The organism is Gordonia paraffinivorans, assembly GCF_900683595.1.
In the GTDB taxonomy this organism is placed as follows: Bacteria; Actinomycetota; Actinomycetes; order Mycobacteriales; family Mycobacteriaceae; genus Gordonia; species Gordonia paraffinivorans.
The window spans coordinates 128,672-153,775 of sequence record NZ_CAACYD010000006.1 but is presented as its reverse complement, the minus strand read 5'-3'; the positions used below and the strand labels follow the sequence as shown (position 1 = coordinate 153,775).

General features: G+C 66.6%; 24 protein-coding genes and 3 pseudogenes. 19 read left to right on the top strand and 8 right to left on the bottom strand.

The features are described 5' to 3' along the window. The first annotated feature begins 51 nt into the window (after positions 1–51). The 4 genes and pseudogenes from E1P53_RS07690 to E1P53_RS21035 all read left to right on the top strand — a co-directional run bounded on the left by E1P53_RS07690 (position 52) and on the right by E1P53_RS21035 (position 4,209). On the top strand, positions 52–1,419 hold the full coding sequence (locus E1P53_RS07690) for an IS1380 family transposase (protein ID WP_131733923.1): 1,368 nt from the start codon (positions 52–54) through the stop codon (positions 1,417–1,419). Between the two features lie 618 nt (positions 1,420–2,037). Beyond that, entirely contained in the window at positions 2,038–2,643 is a 606-nt protein-coding gene (locus E1P53_RS07685; RefSeq protein ID WP_131733922.1) for a PH domain-containing protein, read from the top strand. 248 nt (positions 2,644–2,891) lie between these two features. Beyond that, positions 2,892–3,470 (top strand): transposase, encoded by a 579-nt coding sequence (locus tag E1P53_RS21190; RefSeq protein WP_512745585.1) that lies wholly within the window; start codon positions 2,892–2,894, stop codon positions 3,468–3,470. Beyond that, positions 3,467–4,209 (top strand): annotated as a pseudogene (locus tag E1P53_RS21035) (IS256 family transposase). Before E1P53_RS21190 ends, E1P53_RS21035 begins: the two are co-directional and overlap by 4 nt. Positions 4,210–4,728: 519 nt before the next feature. Here the strand turns inward: E1P53_RS21035 and E1P53_RS07670 are convergent. The 3 genes and pseudogenes from E1P53_RS07670 to E1P53_RS07660 all read right to left on the bottom strand — a co-directional run bounded on the left by E1P53_RS07670 (position 4,729) and on the right by E1P53_RS07660 (position 8,130). Further along, a pseudogene (locus E1P53_RS07670) lies at positions 4,729–5,906 on the bottom strand (IS3 family transposase). 68 nt (positions 5,907–5,974) lie between these two features. After that, on the bottom strand, positions 5,975–6,412 hold the full coding sequence (locus E1P53_RS07665; protein WP_131733921.1) for an Rv0361 family membrane protein: 438 nt from the start codon (positions 6,410–6,412) through the stop codon (positions 5,975–5,977). Positions 6,413–6,699: 287 nt separating this feature from the next. Next, on the bottom strand, positions 6,700–8,130 hold the full coding sequence (locus E1P53_RS07660) for an AIM24 family protein (RefSeq protein ID WP_131733920.1): 1,431 nt from the start codon (positions 8,128–8,130) through the stop codon (positions 6,700–6,702). A 225-nt stretch (positions 8,131–8,355) separates the two neighbouring features. On the opposite strand from E1P53_RS07660, the gene E1P53_RS07655 reads away from it, so the two are divergent. The 14 genes from E1P53_RS07655 to E1P53_RS07595 all read left to right on the top strand — a co-directional run bounded on the left by E1P53_RS07655 (position 8,356) and on the right by E1P53_RS07595 (position 19,966). Continuing rightward, positions 8,356–9,669, top strand: a complete 1,314-nt coding sequence (locus E1P53_RS07655) for an HNH endonuclease (protein ID WP_244941136.1) — start codon at positions 8,356–8,358, stop codon at positions 9,667–9,669. A gap of 416 nt (positions 9,670–10,085) precedes the next feature. Next, positions 10,086–10,226, top strand: a complete 141-nt coding sequence (locus E1P53_RS20410) for a hypothetical protein (protein WP_165484403.1) — start codon at positions 10,086–10,088, stop codon at positions 10,224–10,226. A 208-nt stretch (positions 10,227–10,434) separates the two neighbouring features. Next, a complete protein-coding gene (locus tag E1P53_RS07650; RefSeq protein WP_131733919.1) occupies positions 10,435–11,031 on the top strand; it encodes a DUF4262 domain-containing protein in 597 nt (198 codons plus the stop codon). Positions 11,032–11,254: 223 nt separating this feature from the next. Next, positions 11,255–11,953 (top strand): EthD domain-containing protein, encoded by a 699-nt coding sequence (locus tag E1P53_RS07645; RefSeq protein ID WP_131733918.1) that lies wholly within the window; start codon positions 11,255–11,257, stop codon positions 11,951–11,953. Between the two features lie 242 nt (positions 11,954–12,195). After that, positions 12,196–12,594 (top strand): 30S ribosomal protein S8, encoded by a 399-nt coding sequence (rpsH, locus tag E1P53_RS07640; RefSeq protein WP_006899635.1) that lies wholly within the window; start codon positions 12,196–12,198, stop codon positions 12,592–12,594. Positions 12,595–12,609: 15 nt separating this feature from the next. Further along, the gene (gene rplF, locus E1P53_RS07635) at positions 12,610–13,146 is read left to right on the top strand and encodes a 50S ribosomal protein L6 (protein ID WP_006899636.1); all 537 of its coding nucleotides are present in this window, start codon (positions 12,610–12,612) and stop codon (positions 13,144–13,146) included. 3 nt (positions 13,147–13,149) lie between these two features. After that, on the top strand, positions 13,150–13,554 hold the full coding sequence (gene rplR / locus E1P53_RS07630) for a 50S ribosomal protein L18 (protein ID WP_109239391.1): 405 nt from the start codon (positions 13,150–13,152) through the stop codon (positions 13,552–13,554). 46 nt (positions 13,555–13,600) lie between these two features. Beyond that, complete coding sequence (gene rpsE, locus E1P53_RS07625) at positions 13,601–14,239, top strand: 30S ribosomal protein S5 (RefSeq protein ID WP_006899638.1); 639 nt, start codon at positions 13,601–13,603, stop codon at positions 14,237–14,239. 2 nt (positions 14,240–14,241) lie between these two features. Then, a complete protein-coding gene (gene rpmD, locus E1P53_RS07620; RefSeq protein WP_006899639.1) occupies positions 14,242–14,421 on the top strand; it encodes a 50S ribosomal protein L30 in 180 nt (59 codons plus the stop codon). A 3-nt stretch (positions 14,422–14,424) separates the two neighbouring features. Further along, complete coding sequence (rplO, locus tag E1P53_RS07615) at positions 14,425–14,865, top strand: 50S ribosomal protein L15 (RefSeq protein ID WP_006899640.1); 441 nt, start codon at positions 14,425–14,427, stop codon at positions 14,863–14,865. Between the two features lie 202 nt (positions 14,866–15,067). Next, entirely contained in the window at positions 15,068–16,396 is a 1,329-nt protein-coding gene (gene secY / locus E1P53_RS07610) for a preprotein translocase subunit SecY (protein WP_006899641.1), read from the top strand. Then, entirely contained in the window at positions 16,393–16,941 is a 549-nt protein-coding gene (locus tag E1P53_RS07605) for an adenylate kinase (RefSeq protein WP_006899642.1), read from the top strand. Before secY ends, E1P53_RS07605 begins: the two co-directional genes overlap by 4 nt. A gap of 22 nt (positions 16,942–16,963) precedes the next feature. Beyond that, on the top strand, positions 16,964–17,758 hold the full coding sequence (gene map / locus E1P53_RS07600) for a type I methionyl aminopeptidase (protein WP_131733917.1): 795 nt from the start codon (positions 16,964–16,966) through the stop codon (positions 17,756–17,758). A gap of 129 nt (positions 17,759–17,887) precedes the next feature. After that, positions 17,888–19,966, top strand: coding sequence for an MprF family protein (locus tag E1P53_RS07595; protein ID WP_131733916.1), 2,079 nt, complete (start codon positions 17,888–17,890; stop codon positions 19,964–19,966). A 126-nt stretch (positions 19,967–20,092) separates the two neighbouring features. Here the strand turns inward: E1P53_RS07595 and fdhD are convergent, their stop codons facing one another. After that, positions 20,093–20,935, bottom strand: coding sequence for a formate dehydrogenase accessory sulfurtransferase FdhD (fdhD, locus tag E1P53_RS07590; RefSeq protein WP_131733915.1), 843 nt, complete (start codon positions 20,933–20,935; stop codon positions 20,093–20,095). A 50-nt stretch (positions 20,936–20,985) separates the two neighbouring features. Beyond that, entirely contained in the window at positions 20,986–21,435 is a 450-nt protein-coding gene (gene dtd, locus E1P53_RS07585) for a D-aminoacyl-tRNA deacylase (RefSeq protein ID WP_131733914.1), read from the bottom strand. A gap of 398 nt (positions 21,436–21,833) precedes the next feature. Here dtd and E1P53_RS07580 point away from each other — a divergent pair. Next, positions 21,834–23,011: pseudogene (locus tag E1P53_RS07580) on the top strand (IS3 family transposase). On the opposite strand, the gene E1P53_RS07575 reads toward E1P53_RS07580, so the two are convergent. From E1P53_RS07575 to E1P53_RS07565, 3 genes are all read right to left on the bottom strand, one after another. After that, positions 22,982–23,455: a hypothetical protein gene (locus tag E1P53_RS07575; RefSeq protein ID WP_131733913.1), complete on the bottom strand. Its 474-nt coding sequence runs from the start codon at positions 23,453–23,455 to the stop codon at positions 22,982–22,984. The pseudogene E1P53_RS07580 and the gene E1P53_RS07575 overlap by 30 nt on opposite strands. Before the next feature lie 202 nt (positions 23,456–23,657). Continuing rightward, the gene (locus E1P53_RS07570; RefSeq protein WP_131733912.1) at positions 23,658–24,407 is read right to left on the bottom strand and encodes an SIMPL domain-containing protein; all 750 of its coding nucleotides are present in this window, start codon (positions 24,405–24,407) and stop codon (positions 23,658–23,660) included. After that, the gene (locus E1P53_RS07565) at positions 24,404–24,796 is read right to left on the bottom strand and encodes a phage holin family protein (RefSeq protein ID WP_006899649.1); all 393 of its coding nucleotides are present in this window, start codon (positions 24,794–24,796) and stop codon (positions 24,404–24,406) included. The genes E1P53_RS07570 and E1P53_RS07565 overlap by 4 nt, the downstream gene beginning before the upstream one ends. Positions 24,797–25,104 lie beyond the last annotated feature (308 nt).

Genomic DNA, 25,104 nt, shown 5'->3' with positions numbered 1-25,104 from the left:
AATTGGAGTCACCACAACAACAATTCCGGCCCAAACAGGAGCATCTCGCAGATGAAAGCATCTCACACTCTCACCCCAGTTTTCGATGACCCGAACCTGGTGTCGGCGGCGGGTCTGGTCCCGGTGATGCGCCTGGCCGAGACCGCCGGCCTCCATCAGTTCTGCGAGCGGTACCTGAGCGTGGAGTGCCCCAACCCGGTTCTCAAGTCGACCAGTATCGTGGCCGGTGTGCTCGCCGGCGCCGACAGCATCGACGACCTCGACCTGCTCTGCCACGGCGCGATGAACCGGCTCTTCGCCGGGATACGGGCACCCTCGACCTTGGGCACCTACCTGCGCTCGTTCACTTGCGGCCATGTCCAGCAACTCGACGCCGTGGCCACCCGGCTCCTGGCTGGCCTGACCGCAACCGTTCCGGCGCTCCTCGGTGAGGCCGGTGAGCTGGCATTTCTGGATATCGACGACACCATCTGCGAAGTCCACGGCTACGCCAAACAGGCGGCTGCGTTCGGCTACTCCAAGGTCGGTGGCCTCAACGCCCAGCTCGCCGTACTGTCGACCCCGACGACGGCACCGGTGATCGCCCGGGCCCGGCTCGGCCGCGGCAACGTCGCTTCCCACACCGGCTCCGGCCGCCTGCTCATCCTGGCGGCCAACACCGCCCGCGCCGCCGGAGTGACCGGACAGATCCTGGCCCGCGCGGATTCGGCCTACTACTGCCACGCCTTCATCGCCGCCGCCATCCGGGCCGGCATCTGGTTCTCGGTCACCGCCCGCCACAACCCACAGATCACCGCGGCGATCGCCGCCATCGACGAGGCGGCATGGACCCCGATCGAGTACACCAACGCCGTCTACGACGAGGCCGAGCAGCGCTGGATTTCCGATGCCGAAGTCGCCGAAACCCCGGTCACGATCTTCACCTCACGCCGGAAACGCGACCACGTGATCTGCCGGTTGATCGTGCGGCGCGTCAAACGCCTCAACCCGGCCAGCGCCGATGGCCAAGACGAGTTGTTCACCACCTACCGTCACCACGGGTTCATCACCAACTCGACCCTGCCGATGATCGACGCCGACGCCCATCACCGCGATCACGCCATCGTCGAGCAGATCATCGCCGAACTGAAGAACGGGCCGCCGGCGCATCTGCCCTCAGGGAAATACGCGGCCAACGCCGCCTGGCTCGCCCATGCCGTCATCGCCTTCAACCTCGCCCGCGCTGCCGGCGCGGCGGCCTCACCCCGACATGCCCGTGCCCGCTGGGCCACCATCGGCACCCACCTGATCAACATCCCCGCCCGCATCGCCACCTCCGCACGACGACTAACCCTGCACCTGCCCACCGACTGGCCCTGGGCCTCGGCCTGGCAAGCCCTGTTCACCTCCGCGACCAGCCCACCAGCGACCGCTAACTGACCACCGGCCCCAGCGGCCCCGACCAAGGACCCCAGTGAAAAGCCGGGCAGACCGGCGATACCATCACGCCTACATCCGCCTTCCCGGCCCTCACCCCGATGAGAGCACAGCCGCATATGCGGTCGGTGGATCAAGGCTGAGGGAACACCGTGTTGCGTACATCCCTCCTCGAGGTTGGCGGAACAATAGCCCAACCAGGACGTCACGCCTTCAGCCCCGGCGAGGCTGCCGCGGCAGCTCGTTGGCTTCGTACATTCGGCAAAGGTGCTGGCCCCGCAGGCGTCTTAGCTTCCATCAGCGCTGGCGGAATCGACCTAGCCAATGGCGCACCCGTCCCAGAAGCTGTCGGTTCCACCGCAGGCGGCCTCGTTGGCGCCACGCTCGGGACCGCGGCCGGCAGCGGAGTAGGAGCCTTCGCAGGAGTGACGGCCGCGGCACCTATCGGAGCTGGCGCTGGGTCGGTAGTGCCTGTCGTCGGGACTGCGATCGGTGCCGCGGTCGGCGCCGGGATCGCGGCGTGGGTAGGCAGTAGCTACGGTAGAAGCATCGGCGAAGGCGCGCGCGGCGCATGGAACATGTTGTTCGGATGACGCCGACTCGATAGACAGGAGTGGATACGTGCTGCTATTGCTCGGAGCCCTTCTTACTGGCGTGGGGCTCACACTCCTCGCCTATCGCCCCACAATCGACACCTCGGGAGCCTTCGACGAGTCATGGACACTGAAGACACCCCGAACGCTCACGTGGTCTGGAACCCTCTGCGGAACGGGAATGGCGCTGGCGTCGGCATGGCTGGCATTTGGAGATAAAGCTGCTGTCGTCGGCGACGTACCGCTGTCCCGGTCGCCATCGACTCCGTGGATCATCGTCGGCACGCTAGGTGTGATCTTCTTTGGTGTAACAGCACTCGGCGGTATCGCAGTCATGCTAGTCAACCCACATCACGCGCTGTTGGCGCTCTCGATCGACGACGAGCACCTGACCGTGCAGTACGGCCTACGTAGACCCAAGACCGTCCACTGGGACGATGTCGTCGACCTAGAAATCAGCGGCCCAGAACGCTCCGAACTCACCTCCGAACTGACCGTCCACTACCGAATCGGCCGCAGCCTCTCCCAGCTACACCTATCCAAAGCGGCCACCGGACTCTCCCCCGAAGAACTCGAGCCAATTCTCAGACCCCGGTGGCAACCCGACACCCGGACAGAGAAAAACTCAATGTAGCCGGGAGCACTGACCATCTCCTCCCCGGCGGACTCGACGGCACCGATCTCGATGCGAGTGAAGATCTCGACCTGGCCGTGTTGCTCTGAGTTCAGCAGTGTCGCAAACTGACGGACGGTGATCCCGGCCGGTCCGGGGATGGTGAACCCGGTCGTCTTGACCAAGCGCGCCCCGGGTAATCGAGTAGTGCCCCATAGAGTGGTGTAACTCGGTGGCCGAGTTCGTTATCGACGTCGTGTCGTTAGCGGATGCAGAGCGGCCACCGCGTGATCCTTCGAGTCAACCTTCCACAGAATCCTCGAGGAGTCATCGCGATGACCGCACCCCATATTGTCGACCCTGCAGGCCTTCTTGGCCAAGCCCTCGCAGACGCGTCACCAGATCTGATGCGTGAACTGCTGCAAACCATGATCAACGCGCTGCTATCGGCCGATGCCGACGCGGTCTGCGGAGCCGAATGGAACCAACGCACACCAGAGCGCACCAACCGCCGCAACGGCTACCGCCACCGGCCACTGGATACCCGCGTCGGCACCGTCGACGTCGCCATTCCCAAGCTACGTTCGGGCAGCTACTTTCCCGAGTGGCTCCTCGAACGCCGCAAGCGGGCCGAGTCAGCACTGATCACGGTCGTGGCCGACTGCTACCTCGCTGGAGTCTCGACCCCGCCGGATGGACAAGCTGGTCAAAACTCTCGGCATCGACTCGCTGTCGAAGTCACAGGTCTCACGCATGGCCACCGACCTCGACGAACAGGTCACAGCGTTCCGTCATCGTCGCCTCGACGAGTGGCAGGCCGTTCACCTTCGTCACCGCCGATGCATTGACGATCAAAGTCCGCGAGAACAAGCAGGTCGTCAAAGTCGTTGTCCTGCTGGCCACCGGTGTCAACGGCGATGGCCACCGCGAGGTGTTGGGCATGCAAGTAGCGACCAACGAAACCAAAGCCTCCTGGAACACCTTCTTCGCCGATCTGGTCGCCCGCGGGCTGGGCGGGGTGCGTCTGGTGACCTCTGATGCCCACGCCGGACTGGTCGAGGCGATCGCGGCGAACCTGCCCGACGCCGTGTGGCAACGGTGCCGTACCCACTACGCGGCCAACCTGATGGCGGTGTGCCCCAAGTCCATGTGGCCGTCGGTCAAAGCGATGCTGCACAGCGTTTATGACCAGCCCACCGCCACCGCCGTGCACGAGCAGTTCGACCGACTCCTGGAATACACCGAAGACAGACTCCCCAAGGTTGCTGACCATCTCGGTGACGCTCGAGAGGACCTGTTGGCCTTCACAGGCTTCCCCGATGACGTGTGCAGATCTGGTCCAACAACCCCACCGAACGACTCAACCGCGAAATCCGCCGCCGCACTGACGTTGTGGGTATCTTCCCCAACCGTGACGCCATCATCCGACTCATCGGCGCGGTCCTGGCCGAGCAGACCGACGAGTGGGCCGAAGGCCGCCGATACCTCGGCCTCGAGGTCCTCAACCGATGTCGACTGACCCTGACCACCGACACCACCACAACACCGGAGGCCACTACCGACCCGCTGATCGAACTGCCTGCCTGAAAGCCCGACGAAGGATCAGAAACGAGTTACACCACTACCTGGGACTTGACCTGATCTCTGCCCTTATGTCCGGACTCCACGTCAGCAAGTTGCCTGGCTGAGCACCGCACCAGTCGAGCTGTTGTCCGCGCAGTTCCGGCAGTTCGTCCCTCGTGATGAATACCCAACCACCGGATGTCTGTCGCCATTGACGATCGTCGAGCGTCCATGCGCCGAGGATGGTATGGGTTGACTTCTGCACCGCGATGAGGCGTTCGACGTCCCGCGGGAGAGTGCCATCGGGAAGTTGTTTACGCCGCCGACGCTGATCAGCGGCACTCAGGCCCCAAAACCCGGTGGCCCGCTCATGGAACTCCTGTGCGCTCCTTCCTCCGTGTAGGACAGGCCGACGAGTGCTCCCACGTCCGATGGCATCGAATGAGAGTGTGACGAGAGCGGTGCGTTCGAGATCGTCGAATCTCACGACTCCATCCCGCCGATAGACCGGGGCGTGAGGAACGAACTGGTGACAGGTTCGGTTTAGGCCGCGAGTGTGAGCGGCTCGGCTAGCTTGGCTTCGAACTCGATGGGCGTCAAGCCGCCGAGGGTGTCCTGGGCGCGCTGGCGGTGATACTTCCGCTCGATCCAAACGACGATGGCGAGTCGCAGCTCCTGCCGGGTCGCCCACCGCTGCTGGTTGAGGACGTTCGTTTGCAGCAGTGACCAGAACGACTCCATGGCCGCGTTGTCCCCCGCAGCGCCGACTCTTCCCATCGATCCGACCATGTCGTGGCGGCGCAACTCGCGGGCCATCGCGCGGCTGCGGAACTGGCTGCCCCTGTCGGCGTGCAGGATGCAGCCGGCGACCTCACCGCGGCGCGCGACAGCATTTCGGACGGCGTCTACGGCGAGTTTCGCGGTCATCCGATCTGAGATCGAGTACCCGACGATTCGGTTGGAGAACACGTCCTTGATCGCGCAGCAGTAGAGCTTGCTTTCGCTCGTCCAGTGCTCCGTGATGTCCGTGAGCCAGAGCCGGTTCGGTGCATCGGCGCGGAACACGCGCTGGACGTGGTCGTCGAACACGGGCGGCCCGGCCTTCTTCCCCTTCCCGCGTCGCCGGCGTTGCGCGGACGAGAGAATCCCCGCCTGCGAGCACAGCTTCCACGCCGTCCGCCGGCTCATCCGCCACCCCGCTCGGCGGGCCTCGTCGGCGAGGTATCGGTAGCCGAACGTCGGGTCCTCGTGGTGCGCATCATGCAGCGCGTTGATCCGATATGCGCGGAGCACGTCCGCGTCCCGGACGGGGTCGTTGCGCCACCGGTAGTAGGGCTGGCGGGCGAGCTTGAGAACCCGGCACGACACCGTCACGGGGATCCCCGCGTCGGCGAGCTCAGATACGAGCGGGTACGTCATTTTGGGGAGCCACCAAGCCGCAGGTTCGCCTGCGACAGATACGCCGCCGCACGGCGGAGGACCTCGTTCTCCTGCTCGAGCAACCGGATCCGCTTCTTCAACTCCCGCGCCTCGGCGGCGTCCGCGGCGGTCTGGCCGGGACGGTTACCGTCTTCGACGTCGGCTTGACGGAGCCAGTTCTGCAACGTCGCTTCGCTGATACCGAAGTCGGCGGCGATCTGTTTGATGGTGACGCCGCTCTCGCGGCTGCGAGCAACCGCAACGACGTCCTCGCGGAACTCTCTGGGATAGGGGCCGGGCATGATGACATCCTCCCCGTCAGCGCCTCCCGGCACTAACGATCAGTTGTCACCAGTTCGTTCCTCACGCCCTAGCAGGCGAGCCAGTCGCTTCCTTCACGGATGACAGTGATTTTCTCCGTGTGGTCGGCGTCGGCAGATTCGTCGGAGTAGCGGAACCGTACCTCTACCTCAGCAGACGTGTCGGTGTGACTGATGATATTGACTCCGCGGACTTCGAGTCGCGACATCTTTCTGGCCAGGCCCGGGTCCATTGGGGCGTCTGAACGCTGCTGAGCGCATTGCAGGCTGTAGTACCGGTCCCAGTCGTTACGAGACATCGCCTCGTAGAGCTGTACTGCCGTGGTGCGTATAGCGGTTTCAGTGGCGTACTGCTCGCCCATGATGTCTTCGCGAGAGTCCGGAGCACCGCACGCGGTGATTGACCCGCAGGTGATTGTCAGCCCCAGGATGATCGCAGCGGAGTGCGCCAGCAGACGCGGGTAACGGGCGTCTCGCGATTTTGTCATGGTCTGATCACCACCAGTGCGAAGTGTTCCCGGTCTTCGCGACCGGGTTCTATTGAGGCGTTGTAGGGGACGGTGATCGTCTCATCCGATCCGGCGGCGTGTTCCTGGTCTTCGCGACCGGGTTCCATTGAGGCGAGCGATCCGAACTGGAAGTCCTGACGGAGGCCAGCGTGTTCCCAGTCTACGTGAGCGGATTCCGGCGAGGCCAGAAGTACGCATTTCGCAGGGGTTTCTGTGGGCGGTGTCAAGCCATAGCTGTAGGTGGGCATCACCGTCGGCGCTCTGGCTCACCGCCCGAGTAACCCGCCCAGCATCCCGCCGACGCCGGCGTCGCCGCCTCCTCCGGTGCCTCCGATGAAGCCGCCCGGCGGCAGTTCCGACGGTTGGACGACGACGAAGCCCTGGCCGGAGAAGGCGAGGGTGAATCGTTCGCCCGTGCTGCGGCCGATCAGTGTGCCCAGGTTGAACGAGTCGTTGGTCTTGATCGAGGTGCGCAGGCTCGACGACCAGGCGACCGCGGCCTGCGGATCGGCGTAGGTCGCGGCATCGACGTTGAGGACCACGGGGGAGCCGTCAGTGGTGATCGCGATGCGCCCCCGGCCGGTGAAGACGCAGTTGAACATGCCGGCGTTGCCCAGCGCGCCGGCGCCCTGCACCCGCTTGACGTCATAGGAGAGCGTCGGGTCGAAGGCGAGCACGTTGGCGCCGTTGATGGTGAGGCCGTCGGTGCCGTCGAGGTCGATGAGGTGGACCTCCGACGCGGCGTTGGCGAGGAACAGGTCGCCGCGGCCGCTGACCTTCATCAGAGGGACGCCCTCGCCGGTCATCGCCTGCCGCATCATCCGGCCTAATCCGCCGGAACCGAGGGCCTCGAACCGCAGATCGCCCTGGTAGGCGACCATCGAACCGGCGCGGGCCATGATCTCGCCGTCGAGTCCGACGCGGCACATCTTGCTGCCCTGTCTCTGGATGCCGAGACCATTGACCTCGGCGTGGTCGGGGGCGAAGAGGTCGGAGTGCATATGGGCTCCCGCGGGTTGGGTGGTGACCGGAGGTCGGGGTGGGGTGATGTGTGGCCTGGGCGCCGGGTGATCCGGTCCGACCGCAGTTGTCGGCGGTGGCGTGTGCGCCTGAGGCGCAACGGTGTTCGTGGGTGGCCAGGGTTGCGGATCGGTCATCCGTGGTGGTTCGTCGGGCGCCGCCGGCGGAGCCGTGTCGTCCTCGACCTCGATCCCGAACGCGGTGACCAGGCCGACCAGTCCGGAGTCGTAGCCCTGCCCGACCGCCCGCACCTTCCAGATGTCGTTGCGGCGGTAGATCTCCATGCACACGACGGCCGCCTCGCTGGTGAGGTTGGTCGGTGCGAAGGTGAGTTCCTCGCCGCCGCCGGTCAGCGTCGCCGTGATCGTTCCCGCGGTGGCGAAGGTCGTCGGGCCGGTCCCGTCGAGGCTCGCCGCGACGACGACCGTGGTGATCTCGCGGGGGAGCGCCGCGGTGTCGACGGTGACCACGTCGACTGACCCCTGCGAGCGGTAGGCGACCCCTGGACCGCTGGGCTGGTTGTAGAAGACGAGGTCGGCGTCGGAGCGGACCCGGCCGGTATCCGTGAGCAGGATCGCCGAGGTGTTGACCGGCGACGCCGAGCGCACCGACACCGTCACGGCCGACGCCGGCAGCGGACGATTCTCTCCGGGTGACAGGGAAACCACGCCGACCATTGTGCCAAGTGGCCGGTGGACAGCAGGCCGGAGTGGTGCGTTGCCGGTGTGCCCGGGCTGGGCCCGCCGGATGTCGGAGCCGGGTCGCGTCGGTATCGGGCGGAAGTATTTGTCAGAGGTCTCGTGTAGAACCGATGGCACAGGTTTTCCAGATGTCGATGCAGCCGACGACGCCGCTTGTTCCATGACGCATTCCCGGTCTCTCCAAGCGTGAAAGTTGCCGCCATGCCCGACTCCTCCCCTGTCCTGCCTGATTCCCCGGCCCTGCTCGATTCCCCGGTCCTGTTTGATGCCGCGGCCGTGCTCGACGAGATCCTCCTCCGCCTCGTCGAGATCTCCCCACCCGACGACGATCCCACCGGCGCGAGCACTCTCAGCCGGCTCGGGGTGCTCTGTCTGATCCACAACACTGTCGGACATCAGTTGGCCACCCACGCAGCGCGTCTCGAGTCCTTCGGGGTTGCGCGGAGAGCAGGTTCGACGACCAGGCAGCTGCTGATCGGAGTCGGGTTTCCGCCGGCGGTCGCAGCCCGGATAGTCCGGATCGCGAGCAGCCTGGGGAGGATCAGCAGGGTCGGCGCGCATTCCCGCGACGGTCGACTCGCCGGGGAGGTCGTCGACGCGATCGCACGCGGAATGGCCACCATCGAGAAGCGTTCTCCCGCAGCGTTGTCCGACGATGACCGGCAGAGGGTCGAGGCCGAGTTGCTCGCGCAGGCCCTGTCGGGTGCCACTCCGTCGGAGATCCGAGACCGCGCGGCGGCGATCGGCAACACCATCGCCGACGACGAAGGCGGCATCCCTGCCTGCGACGACCGGTCCCTGGACTCGCTCTCATTCACCGTCACCGACGAATCCAGGGTCGACGTGCGGGTGAACGTCACCCAGTCCGTCGGCGAGAAGTTCATGGCGATGATCGACGAGCGTTCCGTTCCTCGCCCCGAGCCCGACGGTTCCCCCGACCCGCGTTCGGCCGAGCAACGGCGCGCGGACGCTCTCGAGGTGCTGCTGGATCAGGCCGCCGACGCTGCGGCCCGGGATGTCATCGGTGCACCGCGCTCACAGACGCTGCTGCTGATCCCCGCCGACGGCGGAGATCCCGCGAGGATGCCGTGGACCGGTTCGGTCACGCAGGCCACCGCCAGACGTCTGTCGTGTGACGGCACGATCACCGAGATCGTCATCGACGGCGAGACCGTGCCGTTGGAGATGGGCCGCGAGCGTAGGTTGTTTCCGCCGCATATCCGCAAAGCCGTCATCGTTCGGGATGAATGTTGCGTCGCATGCGGGGCGCCGCCTTCTCATACGCAGGTGCACCACATCCAGCACTGGACCGAGCACGAGGGCGAGACCAGCCTCGACAACGGATGCCTGTTGTGCCAGCGCTGTCACACCCGTGTCCACCACAACGGCTGGGACGTGGTCCTGGGCCACGACCGCCACCCGTGGCTGATCCCGCCCGCGGATGTCGATCCGATGCGGGCCCCGAGGCCCGCCTACAACCGTCGGACCATGCGGCTCGACGGCGTCGCAGCATGACCTGATCTCATCCGAGGCCTCGCGGCAGGCTGGATCGTGTGACCGTCGGCCCATTTGTCGTGGACTTGAGAGTTCACCTGCGTTCATTGAGAACTTCACAGTGTGGAAGGTGTGGGGTGCGCCAATTCCGTTCCCGCTCAGCCACTGTCGGTAGGCGGCGACCCGTGTCATGGCAGGGCGTCACGGAGGGCTGTGGGTGGGCGGGAACGGAAGCGGGTGCGCGGGGAAGCCGGGTTTCGACGTCCGGTCATCCGAGGTTCCTCTGTCGCCGAAAAATGAGAGGCGCCCATGCGTTCTGTCCGCGCACCATGTTCTGCGACAACGAAAACCGTGGGCGACGCCTGGGCGGGAATGAGTGCGGTCGCTGATCGCCATCGTCGCTGGGCTCGACGTTGGGTGACAGGAGAGGAATCGCGATGACCGCGGTGGTTCTGGGAATCGTGGGCGGCCTGGCGCTGCTCGCGACCGTGGCCCGAACGTTCGTGGTCGTCGCACGCGATGGCAAGCGCCGCGTGCCATACCGGGCGGCGTACGACACCCGACATCCCGAACTCTGACCAGACACGAGTCGACGGGCAGACGAACGCCGCCGTGCGTGCCCGGGTGCGGGGTCGGCCGTGAGAAGTCGTCGGTCCAGGTAGTGCGGGTCCGCGCGGTCCGGGTCCGCGCCGGTGTCGTGGGGAGTGTCGGCTCCGATGCGCGCGGCAGCGGTTTGTCGGACCCTCGTGGTGTCATGGCCGCACCCTTCGAACAAAGGAGCGATCCATGTCAGACCACGCTGCCGCGATCCGAGGTCTGCCCCGGTGGCATCCCAATCCCGTCATCCGCTCGACCATCGACACCATCCGCCGCAACGGATGGCAGGTGACCTCCGTGGACGAAGGGGCATCAGACGCGATCCCGGGCGCGGACTGCGCCTATTCCTACACCGCAGGCCTGTCGCTGCACTCCATCCCGGAACTCGCGATCTACGGGCTCGACGCCACCACGGCGCGACCCGTGCTGGACGAACTCGGAGACCTCCTCCATCGCGAGGACTGGCGTGAGCTCGTCGCCACCGGTGTCGGTATCCGGCTCGGGTCGATCGACGTCCCGGTCAGGCTCATCGAGCAGCTCGACAAGGACGAGCTCGTCCTCGCGAATCTGCTGTTCCCCGACTACCCGGCGCTTCAGGTGGTATGGCCCGACGACTTCGGCCGTTATCCCTGGGATGCCGACTACGTCCTGCTCCCGATGCATCAGCCGGTCAAGGGTTTCCCAGACCTCGCGACGCATGCGGGCAGACCGGCGCATGTCATCACGACCGAATCAGGTCCGGACCGCTGCCGCCCTCGTCGGGGACGTCGCGCCGCCGGTCACTGAGCGGCCCAGCCGGTGGGGATCCGCTCGTCTCCGCCGGAGAGACGGCGGGTTCCCACCCGCACTCGGTGCCGGCGTCGGGCACTCTTCGGTCAGCGGCGAGCCGTGACGTTCTACTGGCGGCGACCGAAATCCCGTCCAATGGAGGCGTCACCCGGCGGGATGACCACCAGGTTCATCGTCGAATCACCGGTGGAGAGGCACGCCCCTTCGTTAGCGTGCCCTCATGTCCACGACGATCGTCGCCCTGACCCGCCTGCCGGATGCCGGTGAGGTACTCGAAGCGTTGTCGAGTGCGAAGTTCCTCGACGTCTGCCGACGGTCGGGAGCCGGCCGGGTGCAGGTGAACATCTCCGACGACCAGGTCGCCGGCGCGATGCGGATCAGCGAACTCGACCCGCCGATCGAGGCGGTGGTGACCCTGCATGGTGAAGACGGTGCGGAGGCACTCGACATCGGACCCGTCCTCGACGCGTTGGAGTCGGTGGCCACCGTGGTCGGTGCCTGGTCGGCCGCGCAGCGTGCGCCGCTCGATCCGGACCTGCCCGCCGACGGCTCCCGCGTCGACGCCCTGGCGAACATCGCCTTCCTGCGCAGGCCGGCCGATCTGCCGCGGGAGGAGTGGCTGCGCCTCTGGCTCGACGAGCACACGACCGTCGCCATCGAGACCCAGGCGACCTTCGGCTACTTCCAGAACGTCGTCGAACAGGCCCTGACGCCGGATACCCCGCGGGTGGACGCGATCGTCGAGGAGCTGTTCCCGATGGCCGCGGTCACCGATTACCACACGTTCTACGGCAGCGGGGGAGACCAGGGCGAGCTCGAGCGTCGGATGAATCGGATGCTGATGAGCGTCGGGCGTTTCGGTGCCGATCGCAACCTCGACGTCGTGCCCACGTCGCGTCGCGACTTCGACCTCCGGTGAGGGTCCCAGCAGGGCCGATTTGGGTCTGAGCAGCAGATTCCCTACACTAGAGCGGTTGCCTGTGCACCTCAGGTGCCTGGGACACAACTGAATAGTCTCCGGTGCCGGCGAAAAGCCAAGGGCATCGGCGGCGAGAACCTTCAGAAACTATCCACTTCGTGGAAGGCCCACCGCAGGTCAGAGGATTCTTCCTCTGCTCAGCGCTGCATGGGAACCGCCACGAGAAAGGTTGACGGTCAACCATGACCATGACTGACCCGATCGCAGACTTCTTGACGCGTCTGCGTAACGCCAACTCGGCGTACCACGACGAGGTCACACTCCCGTCGTCGAAGATCAAGGTGAACATCGCCGAGATCCTCAAGCGCGAGGGCTACATCACCGACTACCGCGTCGAGGACGCGGAGGTCGGCAAGAACCTCGTCGTCACCCTGAAGTACGGCCCCAGCCGTGAGCGCTCCATCGCCGGACTGCGCCGCGTGTCGAAGCCGGGTCTCCGGGTTTATGCAAAGTCCACCAACCTGCCCAAGGTGCTGGGCGGCCTCGGCGTGGCCATCATCTCCACGTCGTCGGGCCTGCTCACCGATCGCCAGGCAGCCAACCAGGGCGTGGGCGGCGAAGTCCTCGCCTACGTCTGGTAGGGGAGGGAACACGACATGTCGCGTATCGGTAAGAACCCCATCGAGATCCCGGCCGGTGTCGACGTCACCGTCGACGGCCAGAACGTCAAGGTCAAGGGCCCCAAGGGTGAGCTGTCGCTCACCGTTTCCGAGCCCATCAAGGTGGCCAAGGAAGACAACACCATCGTCGTCACCCGTCCCGACGACGAGCGCCGCAGCCGCGCGCTGCACGGCCTGAGCCGCTCGCTGATCAACAACCTGGTCATCGGCGTCACGCAGGGCTACACCACGAAGATGGAGATCTTCGGTGTCGGCTACCGCGTCCAGGCGAAGGGCAAGGACCTCGAGTTCGCCCTCGGTTACAGCCATCCCGTGCCGATCGAGGCCCCCGAAGGCATCACCTTCGCCGTGGAGTCCCCGACCAAGTTCTCGGTCTCGGGTATCGACAAGCAGAAAGTCGGCCAGATCTCGGCGAACATCCGCCGCCTGCGTCGTCCGGACCCGTACAAGGGCAAGGGCATTCGCTACGAGGGTGAGCAGATCCGTCGCAAGGTCGGAAAGACGGGTAAGTAAGCCATGAGTGACACAGCTACCAAGACCAGCCGCAAGCCCCTCGGCAAGGACGTGTCGACGCGTCGTCGCAAGGCGACCGCCAACCGTCACTTCCGTCTCCGCAAGAAGGTCAGCGGAACCCCGGCTCGTCCGCGTCTCGCGGTCAAGCGCAGCTCGCGCCACATCCACGTCCAGCTCATCGACGACCTGGCCGGCCACACCCTGGCCGCTGCCTCGTCGATCGAGGCCGACGTGCGTGCCGCTGGTGGCGACAAGACCGCTCAGGCCCGCAAGGTCGGTGAACTGATCGCGCAGCGCGCCAAGGCTGCCGGCATCGACACCGTCGTGTTCGACCGTGGTGGCAAGGACTACCACGGCCGTATCGCGGCGCTCGCCGACGCCGCCCGTGAGGGAGGCCTGAACTTCTGATGACCATCTTCACCAGCTACACCCATACGACCGGAGGGAACCTCTGATGCCCGGACGTCAGCGTGACGGCGGAAACGGACCCGCCGGCGACAACAACCAGAACAACGCAGGTGGCGGCAACGACCGTCGCGGTGGCCGCGACCGCCGCGACCGCGGTGGCCGCGACCAGGACCGCAACCAGCTCGAGCGCGTCGTAACCATCAACCGCGTCTCGAAGGTGGTCAAGGGTGGACGTCGTTTCTCGTTCACCGCTCTCGTGGTGGTCGGCGACGGCCAGGGCATGGTCGGTGTCGGCTACGGCAAGGCCAAGGAAGTCCCGGCCGCGATCCAGAAGGGCGTCGAAGAGGCTCGCAAGAACTTCTTCCGCGTGCCGCTCATCGGTGGCACCATCACCCACCCGGTTCAGGGTGAGGCCGCTGCCGGTGTCGTCATGCTCCGCCCGGCCAGCCCCGGTACCGGTGTGATCGCCGGTGGCGCGGTGCGTGCCGTGCTCGAGTGCGCAGGCGTCCGCGACGTCCTCGCCAAGAGCCTGGGCTCCGACAACGCCATCAACGTCGTCCACGCCACCGTGGCGGCACTGAAGATGCTGCAGCGCCCGGAAGAGGTCGCGGCCCGTCGTGGTCTGCCCCTCGAGGACGTTGCCCCGGCCGGTATGCTGCGCGCTCGCGCGGGACAGGGGGTCTGATCATGGCTCAGCTGAAGATCACTCAGGTCAAGGGCACCATCGGTACCAAGAAGAACCAGCGTGACAGCCTGCGGACCCTCGGACTGAAGGGCATCCGCCAGACCGTCACCCGCGAGGACACGCCGATCAACCGCGGCCTCATCAACGCGGTTCGCCACCTCGTGACAGTCGAAGAGGTTTAAGCAATGACCATCAAACTCCACCACCTTCGCCCCGCTCCGGGCGCGAAGACCGACAAGACCCGCGTGGGTCGCGGTGAGGGGTCCAAGGGCAAGACCGCCGGTCGCGGTACCAAGGGCACCAAGGCGCGCAAGAACGTGCCCGCCGGCTTCGAGGGCGGCCAGATGCCGATCCACATGCGGCTGCCGAAGCTCAAGGGCTTCACCAACCGCAACCGGGTCGAGTACCAGGTCGTCAACGTGGGCGACATCGAGCGTCTCTTCCCGCAGGGCGGCACCATCGGCGTCGACGAGCTCGTCGCCGCCGGTGCGGTCCGCAAGAACAAGCTGGTGAAGGTGCTCGGCGACGGTGAGCTGACCGTCAAGGTCGACATCACCGCCAACAAGTTCACCGCCTCCGCCAAGGAGAAGATCGCCGCTGCCGGTGGCAGCGTCACCGAGCTCTGACGGAGTGAAACAGCCGGTCGGGCGGCAGCACCGCTGCCGCCCGGCCGGGTTGTTTCGGCATCACTGTAGAGTTTCAGACGTTGTCTGCCGCACCCGCACGGGATCGCCGCATACCGAACACTGTCGATTGCCGAGCACACGGGGATCGGGTCGGGACCGACCCGAAACGTACGCCTCGCGTGGTCGTTTCTAGGAGGAGTTAGTGCTTTCCCCCCTCTTCGCGGCCATACGGACGCCGGACCTGAGGAAGAAGATCCTCTTCGTTCTCGGCATCATCATCCTGTATCGCCTCGGTGCGACCGTTCCGTCGCCCGGCGTGGACTACCAGGCCGTGCGGCAGTGTCTCGACGAGGTCTCTGCCGGTGAGTCGAGCTCCGTCTACTCGCTGATCAACCTGTTCTCCGGCGGCGCGCTGCTGCAGCTGTCGGTGTTCGCGATCGGCATCATGCCGTACATCACGGCGTCCATCATCGTCCAGCTGCTCACCGTGGTCATCCCCCGGTTCGAGCAGCTGCGCAAGGAAGGCCAGGCCGGCCAGGCCAAGATGACGCAGTACACGCGTTATCTCGCCGTGGCCCTGGCGCTCCTGCAGTCCACGGGCATCGTCGCCCTCGCCGACCGCGGCCAGCTCCTTCCCGCGTCGTGCTCGACCAGCGGCGAGGTCATCCACGACTCCAGCATCTTCGGTCTGGCGATCATCGTGCTCGTCATGACCGCCGGCGCCTCGCTCGTCATGTGGTTCGGCGAGCTCATCACCGAGCGCGGCATCGGCAACGGCATGTCGCTGCTGATCTTCGCCGGTATCGCCGCCCGCATCCCGGCCGAGGGTCGCACCATCCTCAACACCCGCGGCGGGCTCGTCTTCGCCCTCGTCTGCGTCGCCGCGCTGCTGATCGTCGCCGGCGTCGTCTTCATCGAGCAGGGCCAGCGTCGCATCCCGGTCCAGTACGCCAAGCGCATGGTCGGCCGCAAGATGTACGGCGGGTCGTCGACCTACCTGCCGCTGAAGGTCAACCAGGCCGGCGTCATCCCGGTGATCTTCGCGTCGTCGCTGCTCTATCTGCCCCAGTTGATCGTCGAGCTCACGCGTAACCCCGACGGCACGCAGTCGACGTGGCAGGACTACGTCACGAAGTACCTGACCGATCCCAGCAACGGGGTCTACATCGCGGTGTACTTCCTGATGATCATCTTCTTCACGTACTTCTACGTCGCGGTGACGTTCAATCCGGAGGAACGTGCCGACGAGATGAAGAAGTATGGTGGCTTCATCCCGGGCATCCGACCGGGCGCCCCGACCGCCGAATACCTCGGGTACGTGCTGAGCCGCATCACTCTTCCCGGCTCGATCTACCTCGGTATCATCGCGGTACTGCCGAACCTGTTCCTCGAGATCGGTAACAGCAGCAACATCCAGAACCTGCCATTTGGGGGCACGGCCGTGCTGATCATGGTCGGCGTGGGTCTGGACACGATGAAACAGATCAACAGTCAGTTGATGCAACGCAAGTACGAAGGATTCCTGAAGTGAGACTGGTTATTCTCGGGCCCCCCGGAGCAGGCAAAGGCACCCAGGCGGAGCTGCTGAGCGAAGCACTCGGCATCCCGCACATCTCCACCGGTGACCTCTTTCGCGCCAACATCTCTCAGGGCACCCCGATCGGCATCGAGGCCAAGAAGTACCTCGACGCCGGCAACCTGGTCCCGTCGGAGATCACCGTCGACATGGTGCGTGCGCGTGTCGGCGAGCCCGACGCCGCCAAGGGCTTCATCCTCGACGGCTTCCCGCGCTCGACCGAGCAGGCCGATGCGCTGAACGACATCCTCGCGAACCTCGACGCCTCGCTCGACGCGGTGCTCTCGTTCGTCGTCGACACCGACGTTGTGGTCGAGCGCATGCTCGCCCGCGGTCGCGCCGACGACACCGAAGAGGTCATCCGCAACCGCATGGACGTCTACACCAAGGAGACCGCGCCTCTCCTCGAGTACTACGGCGACCAGGTCAAGACCATCGACGCGGTGGGCGACATCCAGGATGTCCACCAGCGCGTGCTGAGCGCCCTCGGCGCAGCCTGATCCCGAAGACCAGCGTCCGCCGATGAGTTTTCGCAAGCGCAAGCGCGTCCCGTTCCGGTCCGCCGGTGAGCTGGACGCCATGGCCGCGGCGGGCGCGGTCGTGGGCAAGGCCCTCGTGGCCGTGCGCGACGCGTCGAAGCCGGGTGTGAGCACACTCGAACTCGACGAGGTCGCCGAGACCGTGATCCGGGAAGCCGGGGCCGTGCCCTCGTTCAAGGGCTACCACGGCTTCCCGGGATCGATCTGCAGCTCCGTCAACGACGTGGTCGTCCACGGAATCCCCTCCGCCGACGTCGTTCTCGCCGAGGGTGACCTGGTGTCCATCGACTGCGGCGCCATTCTCGACGGCTGGCACGGCGACTCGGCCTGGACCTTCGGGGTCGGAGAGCTGTCGCGGCCCGACGCCGAGCTCTCCGAGGCCACGCGCCTGTCGATGGAGGCCGGCATCGCCGCCATGATCGAGGGCAACCGTCTCACCGACATCTCGCACGCCATCGAACTCGGCACCCGCGCGGCGGAGAAGAAGTTCGACCGTCACTTCGGCATCGTCGACGGCTACGGCGGCCACGGCATCGGCCGCGAGATGCACATGGATCCGTTCCTTCCCAACGAGGGCGCACCGGGCAAGGGGCCGTGGCTGGTGATCGGTTCGGTCCTCGCCATCGAGCCGATGCTGACCCTGGGCACCGAGGAGACGACAGTCCTCGACGACGACTGGACCGTCGTCACCGACGACGGATCGCGCGCTGCCCACTGGGAGCACACCGTCGCCGTCACCGCCGACGGCCCGCGAATCCTGACCCCGCGCCCGGAGTAGGCCCGGCGGCGCCCCGGTGAACCGGCCGGGCGCGGTCCCGCCTCGTCACATTCGTCTCCCGCACGGCGCTGTTCGCACCGATTGTCCGGCTCGGACGGTGCGACGGCTCGGATCGTTGTACCGTTGATCATGCACTTCGACGTGTCGTGGTCCGCTGCTGCCCGGCGGTTGCCGTTCACCGCCGCACTCTTCGTCTCCCTACTGGTCGTCGGTATCGTCACCGGTTCGCTGTGGAGCCGCGCCAACGACAAATCCTGGTACCCCGAGGTGGCGTTCGGCCTGCCGGCATTGCGCGAGGGCAAGTGGTGGACGCCGATCAGCTCGGCCTTCGTCGAACCCGGGCCGTGGCTGTACGCCATCTCGCTCATCGTCGTCCTCGTCGGAATGGGTTGGGCCGAATGGCAACTCGGCACCGTGAAGGCGGTGCTCGTGGGTGTCGGCGGCCACCTGATCGCTTGCCTGCTCACCGCGGGCCTGCTCTGGCTGGCCTCCACCGAGCTGACCTCGTGGCGCTGGGCGGAAGAACTGTCCGAATCGCGCGCGACCGGGGTGGGAGCCCTGGTGGTGTCGGCGGTGGCGGTCGCCTCGGCGACCGTGCGCTCGCCCTGGCGACTACGCGTCCGTCTTCTCCTGGGGGCGATCGTCGCGATCGCCTTCCTCTTCCAGGGCACGCTCGCATCCGTCGAATACGTTCTGGCCACGGCGATCATGCTGGTGGTGGGGGAGCGATACTTCGCCACCAACGAGCACGGTTACACCCCGCGGACCCGGCGGGAGGTGCGCCTGCTCGGTTGCGCCGCGCTGCTGGTGATCGCGGCGGCGAACCTGATGGTGTTCGTGTTCCCGAGCAGCGGCCCGCTCGGCCCGACCGACTCCGACGACAACTCGGTTTTCACCATGCTCATCGGACTGGTCATCAATGTGGCGATCGCCGACCAGCTTCGTCGCGGCAAGCGGTGGGCGTGGTGGGTCGCTGTCGTCTTCGGCGTACTCAACGTCGTGCTCACCGTGCTTGCCGTGGTCCTGGTGGCGTTCACCGACGTCAGCACCGAGGGCGCGGTCACGCTCGGCACGACGCTCTTGTGGGCGCTGCTCCTCGCGATCCTCATCCCGGGACGGTTCGCGTTCGCGGTGCCGTGGCGGGTCCGCAAGGTCGGGACACTGGGTTCCGACCCCGCCGCCGACCCGGTGGATCGGGTCAAGCAGTTGCTGCGAGCACACGGCGGCGGGACGATGTCGTGGATGACGACCTGGCCGGGCAACTCCTACCAGTTCACCGATCAGGGCACCTCGGTGGTCGCCTATCAGCATCACGTGGGAACCCACCTGGCCCTCGCCGACCCGATCTGCGCACCCGAGCGCCTGCCCGCCGCGGTGGACGCGTTCATCGACCTTGCCGAATCCGCCGGGGCCACACCGTGTCTGTTCTCCATCGGCACCGCGACCTCGCAGGACCTCGTCGACCGTGGCTGGCGCAGCGTGCAGATCGCCGAGGACACGATCGTCGACCTGCCCGGCCTGGAGTTCAAGGGCAAGCCGCGGCAGCACGTGCGGTCGGCGCTGAACAAGGCCGGCAAACAGGACATCTCGATGCGGATGGTCACCCTCGCCGACGAGTCCTTCGCGGTACGTACCCAGGTGCGCGCCATCTCCGAGGAGTGGGTGGGGGACAAGGGTCTTCCGGAGATGGGCTTCACCCTGGGAAGCGTCGAGGAGGCGATGGACCCGGAGGTGCGGGTCGCGCTGGCCGTCGACCCGGACGGCAATGTCCACGGCGTGCTGTCCTGGCTGCCGGTGTACGCGCCCGGCGGTGAGGTGGCGGGCTGGACGTTGGACATCATGCGTCGACGGACCGACGGATTCGGTCCCGTCGTCGAGTACCTCATCGCGTCGTCCGCGGTGGCGTTCAAAGACGAAGGTGCGCAATTCATCTCGCTGTCGGGGGCGCCGCTGGCACGCACCGGGGACTTCGATCCCGAGCCGCTGGACAAACTGCTCGACGCGCTCGGCGCCGCACTGGAGCCCTATTACGGGTTCCGGTCGCTGCACACGTTCAAGAAGAAGTTCAACCCTCGTTACGAGCCGGTGTTCCTGGCGTTCCGCGACGAGTCGGACCTGCCGCGGATCGGGCTGGCGATCTCACGGGCGTACCTGCCCGACGCCACCGCGGGCCAACTGCTCAAGCTCGCGGCGTCGGGCAAGGAGTAGGTCGCGCCGCCGAATGTGCCGGGCATCGGCCGCCGAATGCGCCGCGTGGAGATGCGTCGGGCCCGATGGGCCGGCCGAACGGGCCGGGCCGGACGGTTCGGGACCGGCGACTGGGACCGACAGGCCTCACCCGGCGGTGATCGGCATCCGGATGCGATCGGGCCTGCTGTAGACGACCATCGACTCTCCGCGGGAGAACCCGATCAGCGTGATGCCGAGGTCTTCGGCGAGGTCGGCGGCCAGCGACGACGGCGCCGACACGGCGCTGAGCATCGGGATACCGGCCATCGCGGCCTTCTGCACCAGCTCGAAGCTCGCTCGGCCGGACACCTGCAGCACCGTCCCGCGCAGGGGGAGGCGATCGGCGAGGACCGCCCAGCCGACGACCTTGTCGACGGCGTTGTGCCGGCCGACGTCCTCGCGGATCACGAGCGGCGTGCCGTCGGCGGCGAAGAGGCCCGCGGCGTGCAGGCCGCCGGTCTTGTCGAAGACGTTCTGCTCGGCGCGGAGCCGGTCCGGGAGATCGAGCAGGGTGTCGACGTCGACCATCAGCGGATCGGTCTCCGGCTCGTAGATCGACGCCGTGTGGACCGAGTCGATCGAGTCCTTGCCGCAGACCCCGCATGCGCTGGTCGTGGCGTTCCGGCGGACGAGAGCCGGTTCCGGCGGCGGCACGTGGGCGGCCAGAGAGACGTCGACGACGTTGTAGGTGTTGGCGCCGGTCGAATCGGTGCCGGCGCAGTAGCGGGCGGTCGTGTAGTCGGCGCCGCGGGTGATCACGCCCTCTGAGACCAAGTAGCCGGCGACCAGCTCGAAGTCGTTGCCGGGGGTGCGCATGGTGACCGCCAGCGGCTGCCCGCCGACCCGCATCTCCAGCGGCTCCTCGACGGCCAGGGTGTCGGCGCGCTGCGTGGTGTCCGCATCGCGGCGGATGCGGGTGACGCGGCGTCGAGCGGTGATTCGTCCCACGTCAGATGACCTTAGTCGTCGGTCCGTCTGCGGTCGTGATGAGAAAGTCCTCAGACGTCGAGGATCAAGGTCACCGGACCGTCGTTGACGAGCTCCACGTGCATGTGCGCGCCGAAGCGTCCGGTCGCCACGGTGGCCCCGGACGCGCGCAACGAGTCGGCGACCGCTTCGACGAGCGGTTCGGCGACGGGCCCGGGCGCCGCGGCGTTCCAGGACGGCCGGCGGCCCTTGGCGGTGTTCGCGTACAGGGTGAACTGGCTGATGACGAGGATCGGTGCGTCGATGTCGGATGCGGCCCGCTCCGGTCCGCCGTCTCCGTCGAAGATCCGCAGGCGCCAGATCTTGTCGGCGAGTTTCGCCGCGTGTTCGGAGGTGTCGTCGTGGGTGACCCCGACGAGGGCGACGATCCCCTTTCCTCCGTCGCGGATGTCGAGTTCGCCGACGACCTCGCCGTCGACGGTCACGCGGGCTTGGCTGACTCGCTGGATGACGGCTCGCACCGATCCAGGATGCCAGGACGTTCGACTCGAACCGCCGACAGGTCGATCCGTGGCTCGGCCATCGGCAGATGTCCGGCATCGAGGCCGAGGACACCGGTACGGAGGCGATGATCGGCGTGGTGTTCGCACGCTGTCACCGACACGCCGCCAACCGAACGGTTACGCGCGTGCTGGTGGTACTCCGTAGGCGACAACGGGTTTCGGTCTTGTGATTCGTCTGGGGGAACTGCGCGTCACTTGATGTCGATGTCGCCATCGAAGTCGAAGGGCGTTGCGGCCGGGGCACAGCCGGAGAACGAGCCGGTCGGTGCCGGTCCGTTCACGCCGACGGGCGTGAGGAACGAACTGGTGACAACTGATCGTTAGTGCCGGGAGGCGCTGACGGGGAGGATGTCATCATGCCCGGCCCCTATCCCAGAGAGTTCCGCGAGGACGTCGTTGCGGTTGCTCGCAGCCGCGAGAGCGGCGTCACCATCAAACAGATCGCCGCCGACTTCGGTATCAGCGAAGCGACGTTGCAGAACTGGCTCCGTCAAGCCGACGTCGAAGACGGTAACCGTCCCGGCCAGACCGCCGCGGACGCCGCCGAGGCGCGGGAGTTGAAGAAGCGGATCCGGTTGCTCGAGCAGGAGAACGAGGTCCTCCGCCGTGCGGCGGCGTATCTGTCGCAGGCGAACCTGCGGCTTGGTGGCTCCCCAAAATGACGTACCCGCTCGTATCTGAGCTCGCCGACGCGGGGATCCCCGTGACGGTGTCGTGCCGGGTTCTCAAGCTCGCCCGCCAGCCCTACTACCGGTGGCGCAACGACCCCGTCCGGGACGCGGACGTGCTCCGCGCATATCGGATCAACGCGCTGCATGATGCGCACCACGAGGACCCGACGTTCGGCTACCGATACCTCGCCGACGAGGCCCGCCGAGCGGGGTGGCGGATGAGCCGGCGGACGGCGTGGAAGCTGTGCTCGCAGGCGGGGATTCTCTCGTCCGCGCAACGCCGGCGACGCGGGAAGGGGAAGAAGGCCGGGCCGCCCGTGTTCGACGACCACGTCCAGCGCGTGTTCCGCGCCGATGCACCGAACCGGCTCTGGCTCACGGACATCACGGAGCACTGGACGAGCGAAGGCAAGCTCTACTGCTGCGCGATCAAGGACGTGTTCTCCAACCGAATCGTCGGGTACTCGATCTCAGATCGGATGACCGCGAAACTCGCCGTAGACGCCGTCCGAAATGCTGTCGCGCGCCGCGGTGAGGTCGCCGGCTGCATCCTGCACGCCGACAGGGGCAGCCAGTTCCGCAGCCGCGCGATGGCCCGCGAGTTGCGCCGCCACGACATGGTCGGATCGATGGGAAGAGTCGGCGCTGCGGGGGACAACGCGGCCATGGAGTCGTTCTGGTCACTGCTGCAAACGAACGTCCTCAACCAGCAGCGGTGGGCGACCCGGCAGGAGCTGCGACTCGCCATCGTCGTTTGGATCGAGCGGAAGTATCACCGCCAGCGCGCCCAGGACACCCTCGGCGGCTTGACGCCCATCGAGTTCGAAGCCAAGCTAGCCGAGCCGCTCACACTCGCGGCCTAAACCGAACCTGTCACCAGTTCGTTCCTCACGCCCGACCTTGTCCTGGATGCCCTTTCGGACAGTGATCTGTATGGCAAGTGCGTTCTTGAGGGCCGCGGGCACGAGGTCGGGGGTGGTCGCTGCGATCGGGTACACCAGGGACGCGACGTCTTTGCCTGTGTGGATGCAGGTGATCGGGCCCTTCACCGTGAAGGGCAGGGGGTAATCGTCGTCGCCTGCCAGAAGCGTGGCCTCGTAGGTGCCGGTGGTCTTGCCGTTCTCGTCGGTGGTGGCCTCGGCCTTGATCGCGAGGAGTTCGAGATCCGGCGCGATCTCGAGTTCGCCCTCGATGCTCAGTGACCTGGGCTCTGCCGCGTCGGCGGGCGCGGAGACACCCAGACCTGCGAATGCGGCCGCAGCCGCGAGTCCGATTGCCGTCAATGCGCGTGCACGGGTACCTGACATGACAACTCCTTCGATCGTTTCCCTGTCCACTCATCACCCCGCGGGACCACGGTGAAACCTGAATGCGGCGTCGATGAGGAGTTGTCACCCAGTCGTTGTCGGTCTGTGGCGTAGCGGCTTCGCGTACCCGGCAAGCCGGACGGACCCCGGAGCATCTTCTGCTGGATGGTCGCGCTCGGCCTTCGACGGCCCGTTCGACGCCTCAGTCGAGTGCGAAGGTGACGGTCACGGTGAACGTCAGTTCCTGCTCGCCGGGTTCGAGGGGGACCGGCGCCGCGGCGACGCCGCGATCGTAGGCGCCGGGGGAGGCGGGCTGCTCCTGGCCGCTGGTCGTCTCCTTGATGGTCAGCACCTTGCCCAGGGAGTCGCCGGCGAGCGAGGCGTACTGCGAGGCGCTGCTCCGGGCATCGTCGAAGGCCTCCTCTCGGGCCTGGTCGAGCAGCTCGGAGTTGTCGTCGATGGCAAACGACACGTTGCTGATGCGGGTGGCGTCCCCGCCGGCGGTGGCTGCCGCCGCCAGGACCTGCGAGGCCTTGGAGATGTCGCGGATGGTGATGCGCACGGAGTTGGTGGCGACGTAGCCGCTGATCTGACTGCTTCCGCCCGGGGCGGGGCTGGAGTACTGCGGGCTCACCGATACCTGTCGGGTGGCGATGTCCTTGCGCTCCACGCCCGCGGCGACGACCGCGTCGGTGACGGCCGTGACCTTGGCGCTTGTCTCGTTCAGGGCGGTGGTCACGTCGCGCGCTGTGGACTCCACGCCGATGTCGGCGCGCAGTGTGTCGGGGACGCCGCTGACCTGGCCGGTGCCGACCACGGTGACCGACCGCTGCTCGTCGACCGGTTCGTCGCTGCCGCACGCGGAGAGCACGAGGGCGATCGCGGAGAGGGCGGCGACGAGCCCGAGGCGCCGTCGCGCCGGGCGCGGGCGAACGTCGGCGCGCGTGCTCATCGGTCCGTCGGTTCGCGCATCACGAGCGCCAGCAGCCAGCTGACGACCGACACGACGATCGCGCCGAAGATCGCCGACCACCAGAAGCTCTCGACCTCCAGGCCCCAGTGGGTGGTGTTGCGGGTGATCCAAGCGGTGAGCTCCAGCATCAGCGCGTTGATGACGATGTGCACCAGGCCCAGCGTGAGGATGTAGAAGGGGATGGAGATGAACTGGACGATGGGCTTCACGAAGGCGTTCACCAGGCCGAAGACCACCGCGACCACCAGTGCGATCCCGATCTTCTCGGCGGTGTTGGAGCCGCCGACGAAGTCGATCCCGGGGACGATCAGCGTTGCCACCCACAACGCCACCGCGGCACTCGCGGTGCGGACCAGAAATGCCACCATGTGACCAGTCTGCCAGCGCGGGCGAGCCCTGAGAGTGTTTGCCGCGGACAACGGCCCGGGATTCGCGGCCTCGGACCACGACGACCGCGGGGGTGTGTGAAGGGCTCCGAGCTGCAGGGATTTGGCCTGGCCTGCGGATTCGCGTAACATAGATCGTCGGTGCGCATTGCGTGCGGGTTTCGGCGTGTCGCCACGCAGGTCCCCGACGCGCGCACCGTGTGCCGGTCCTCGCCGGACCGGTGCACACACGATAACGGACAAACACGGATTCAACCGGGTCAATGCCGCCACACCAACCGGGTGTCGCG

Bases quoted from the DNA above. Each gene is read 5' to 3' on its own strand.
- E1P53_RS07655 (WP_244941136.1), top strand. From the start codon at position 8,356: ATGCCCGACTCCTCCCCTGTCCTGCCTGATTCCCCGGCCCTGCTCGAT.
- rpmD (WP_006899639.1), top strand. From the start codon at position 14,242: ATGGCTCAGCTGAAGATCACTCAGGTCAAGGGCACCATCGGTACCAAG.
- E1P53_RS07570 (WP_131733912.1), bottom strand. From the start codon at position 24,407: ATGAGCACGCGCGCCGACGTTCGCCCGCGCCCGGCGCGACGGCGCCTC.
- E1P53_RS07650 (WP_131733919.1), top strand. From the start codon at position 10,435: ATGTCAGACCACGCTGCCGCGATCCGAGGTCTGCCCCGGTGGCATCCC.
- E1P53_RS20410 (WP_165484403.1), top strand. From the start codon at position 10,086: ATGACCGCGGTGGTTCTGGGAATCGTGGGCGGCCTGGCGCTGCTCGCG.
- E1P53_RS07565 (WP_006899649.1), bottom strand. From the start codon at position 24,796: ATGGTGGCATTTCTGGTCCGCACCGCGAGTGCCGCGGTGGCGTTGTGG.
- E1P53_RS07595 (WP_131733916.1), top strand. From the start codon at position 17,888: ATGCACTTCGACGTGTCGTGGTCCGCTGCTGCCCGGCGGTTGCCGTTC.
- E1P53_RS07665 (WP_131733921.1), bottom strand. From the start codon at position 6,412: ATGACAAAATCGCGAGACGCCCGTTACCCGCGTCTGCTGGCGCACTCC.
- E1P53_RS21190 (WP_512745585.1), top strand. From the start codon at position 2,892: ATGCAGAGCGGCCACCGCGTGATCCTTCGAGTCAACCTTCCACAGAAT.
- map (WP_131733917.1), top strand. From the start codon at position 16,964: ATGAGTTTTCGCAAGCGCAAGCGCGTCCCGTTCCGGTCCGCCGGTGAG.
- rpsE (WP_006899638.1), top strand. From the start codon at position 13,601: ATGCCCGGACGTCAGCGTGACGGCGGAAACGGACCCGCCGGCGACAAC.
- rpsH (WP_006899635.1), top strand. From the start codon at position 12,196: ATGACCATGACTGACCCGATCGCAGACTTCTTGACGCGTCTGCGTAAC.
- E1P53_RS07575 (WP_131733913.1), bottom strand. From the start codon at position 23,455: ATGTCAGGTACCCGTGCACGCGCATTGACGGCAATCGGACTCGCGGCT.
- rplO (WP_006899640.1), top strand. From the start codon at position 14,425: ATGACCATCAAACTCCACCACCTTCGCCCCGCTCCGGGCGCGAAGACC.
- E1P53_RS07690 (WP_131733923.1), top strand. From the start codon at position 52: ATGAAAGCATCTCACACTCTCACCCCAGTTTTCGATGACCCGAACCTG.
- E1P53_RS07660 (WP_131733920.1), bottom strand. From the start codon at position 8,130: ATGGTCGGCGTGGTTTCCCTGTCACCCGGAGAGAATCGTCCGCTGCCG.
- rplR (WP_109239391.1), top strand. From the start codon at position 13,150: ATGAGTGACACAGCTACCAAGACCAGCCGCAAGCCCCTCGGCAAGGAC.
- rplF (WP_006899636.1), top strand. From the start codon at position 12,610: ATGTCGCGTATCGGTAAGAACCCCATCGAGATCCCGGCCGGTGTCGAC.
- E1P53_RS07645 (WP_131733918.1), top strand. From the start codon at position 11,255: ATGTCCACGACGATCGTCGCCCTGACCCGCCTGCCGGATGCCGGTGAG.